Genomic DNA, 2,780 nt, shown 5'->3' on the forward strand with positions numbered 1-2,780 from the left:
GGCCCCCACCCCAGTCTCGCTAAGCCTTGGCTGCGCCAAGTCCAAGCTCGCCTACTCTCCCCGCGAGGGGGAGCGAGAAAGGCGCTCAGCCCAACATCCACTCATGTTCCGGCGCATTGTGGAATTTCCACACCCGCTTCGGCCCGGCCATGACGTTGAGATAATAGAGGTCATATCCCGCCGTCGTCGCCACCGGATGATAACCCCGCGGCACCAGCGTCACATCGCCATCCTCGACCGCCATCGCCTCATCAAGGCTCCGGTCGTCCGTAAACACCCGCTGAAACGCAAAGCCCTGCGGCGGGTTCATCCGGTGATAATACGTTTCTTCCAGAAAACTCTCATGCGGAAGATTGTCCTGGTCGTGCTTGTGCGGCGGATAGGACGACGTATTGCCCTGCGGCGTGATCACCTCGACCACCAGCAGCGCGTTCGCCGAGCCATCATCCTCGGGCATGATATTGTAGACATGCCTGACATTGGCGCCCTTGCCACGGCTCAGCCGCGGATGCGTCCCCGGCGGAATGACCTTGGCATGGAAATCCCCGCCGCCCGGCGCCGAGCACACAGCCAGCTCCAGGTCCGTCGTGGCATCCACTGCCCAGTTTCGCCCCGCCGGCACATAGAGCGCCCAGGGCGCCCCCTCGAACGGCGTCATGCGCTCGCCAAGCTCGCCAAAGTCCTCGCCGTCCACGGCAAAGCGCCCCTTGCCGCCGACGATGACCAGGCAAACCTCGCGTTCGCCCGTCTCCTCGCCATAAGCCTCTCCGGCCGCGAGCCGATGCAACCCGAAGCCGACATGGCCCCACCCCGCCGAAGCGGGCGTTACGTCATGAATCCGACCGGTCTTCGCTGTCGGTCGGACCAGCAGGTGGGACTTCGTCATTCTTGGGCTCCTCCTTGGGGAAGGCATAGAAGAAATTATAGAGCGCATAGGCCAGCGCCGCGCCGACCAGCACGATCCACAGCGTCTCCTTGGTCCAGATCGCCTCCCAGGCGAGCCAGACGGTCAGAAACACCACGACGGCAACGCGCCGCCAAAGCGGCCGAAACCAGTTGAGATCGTTTTCCTTCAAAGCCATACGACAATCCTCTTATGTTGCCGCAAGCTCTAGCAAAACTCAGGCGCTCGGAAAACCTTGCGTCTCGACGGTATACCCAGCCGCCGTCATCACCCGCATCAGTTCCTTGTGGCCCACCTGCGCCATTTTCAGCGGTGGGTTAGCCTTCGGATCCTGCTCGGCCTCGACAACGAACCAGCCCTCATAGCCATGGTCCGCCAGCCGCTGCACGATGGCGCCAAAGTCGAGCGAGCCATCCCCCGGCACCGTAAAGGCGCCCAGCGCCACGGCGTCAAGAAAACTCTGCTTGGCTCTATCGAGCCCATCGACCACCGACCGACGAATATCCTTCACATGCACATGGTTGATCCGCCCATGGTGCTTGTCGATCGCCCGCAGCGGATCACCACCAGCAAAGGCGAGATGCCCCGCATCGAGCAGCAGCGGAATGCCTGCGCCCGAAGCCGCCATGAACGCATCCAGTTCCGGCTCGGTCTCAACCACAGCCGCCATATGATGATGATAGCTCAGCGGCATACCCTGCTCGGCGCACCATTCGCCAAACGCGGTCACCTTCCGCCCATAAGCCTTCATCTCGTCGTCAGTCAACTTTGGCTTCTGCGCCAGCGGAATCTCGCGCTTCCCCTGGATCGACCGGCCGACTTCGCCATAAACGATGCAAGGCGCGTTGACGGCCTTGAACAGCTCGATCATCGGCAGAATGCGGTCCTTGTTGGCGGCCAACTCTTCCTCGACCAGCGTCCCCGAAAACCACCCGCCGCAAAGCGTCACGTCAGCGGCGCGAAGGATCGGCAGCATCACATCCGGATCATCCGGAAACCGCCGCCCCTTCTCCATCCCGGTAAACCCTGCCGACCGCGATTGCCGTAGGCATTCCTCGAGCGACACATCATCGCTCAGCTCCACCAGATCGTCGTTCCACCACGCAATGGGCGACATCCCAAGTTTGGCTTTCATTCTTTCAGTCTCTCCCGCGCCGTCGCGCTCAGTCTATTTCCGCCACGGAGCCTTAACTCCCACGGTGTCATTCCCGCGAAAGCGGGAACCTCCGTTTCCGCACCGCCGCTCATTCTCCAAAATCCGTCGTCATTGCCGGGCCTGTCCCGGCAATCCATTTCGCCTCCGCATGGACCACCGGGACAAGCCCGGTGGTGACGATCGCTCTTGTGTTAGGCCTCAGCCAATCCGCTGCCCCTGCAACGCCTTCAAATACCCCTCACGCGCCGCGTTCACCGCGCCGCGCTCACTGACTTCAGGCACCGCCACATCCCACCAAGTCCCACCAGCATCCGTCGTCACCAGCGGATCGGTATCAATCACAATCACCGTCGTCCGATCCGCATCCGCCGTCTCCGCCAGCGCCGCCTCAAGCTCGGCAATCGACCCGACCTTGCGGCTTACCGCACCCATCGCCGCCGCATGCGCGGCAAAGTCGATGTTCGGCAGCGTCACATGCTGCGTGTCCTTCAGCAGATTGTTAAAATTCGCCCCGCCAGTCGCCATCTGCAGCCGGTTGATGCAGCCATAGCCCGCATTATCCAGCAGCACGATGGTGAGCTTCGCCCCCAGCATGATCGACGAAACGATCTCCGAGTTCAGCATCATATAGCTGCCGTCCCCGACCATCACGACCACGTCGTCCTCGGGCCGCGCCAGCTTCACACCCAGCCCGCCGGCAATCTCATAGCCCATGGTCGA

At 62.2% G+C, this 2,780-nt stretch carries 4 protein-coding genes; all 4 read right to left on the reverse strand.

What is annotated here, in order from left to right; genetic code table 11:
- Positions 1 to 85: 85 nt before the first annotated feature.
- Entirely contained in the window at positions 86 to 886 is an 801-nt protein-coding gene (iolB, locus tag ABW043_RS22120; RefSeq protein ID WP_353923356.1) for a 5-deoxy-glucuronate isomerase, read from the reverse strand.
- Positions 831 to 1,082 carry a hypothetical protein gene (locus ABW043_RS22125; RefSeq protein ID WP_295410155.1) on the reverse strand — a complete coding sequence of 84 codons (252 nt, stop codon included), beginning with the start codon at positions 1,080 to 1,082 and terminating at the stop codon, positions 831 to 833. Before ABW043_RS22125 ends, iolB begins: the two co-directional genes overlap by 56 nt.
- A 39-nt stretch (positions 1,083 to 1,121) precedes the next feature.
- Positions 1,122 to 2,039: a myo-inosose-2 dehydratase gene (iolE, locus tag ABW043_RS22130; RefSeq protein ID WP_353923357.1), complete on the reverse strand. Its 918-nt coding sequence runs from the start codon at positions 2,037 to 2,039 to the stop codon at positions 1,122 to 1,124.
- 219 nt (positions 2,040 to 2,258) lie between these two features.
- The coding region (locus ABW043_RS22135) for a thiamine pyrophosphate-dependent enzyme (protein WP_353923358.1) at positions 2,259 to 2,780 on the reverse strand (522 nt) is incomplete at its 5' end.

Origin of the sequence: Devosia sp. (assembly GCF_040509215.1) — a bacterium.
Taxonomy (GTDB): Bacteria; Pseudomonadota; Alphaproteobacteria; order Rhizobiales; family Devosiaceae; genus Devosia.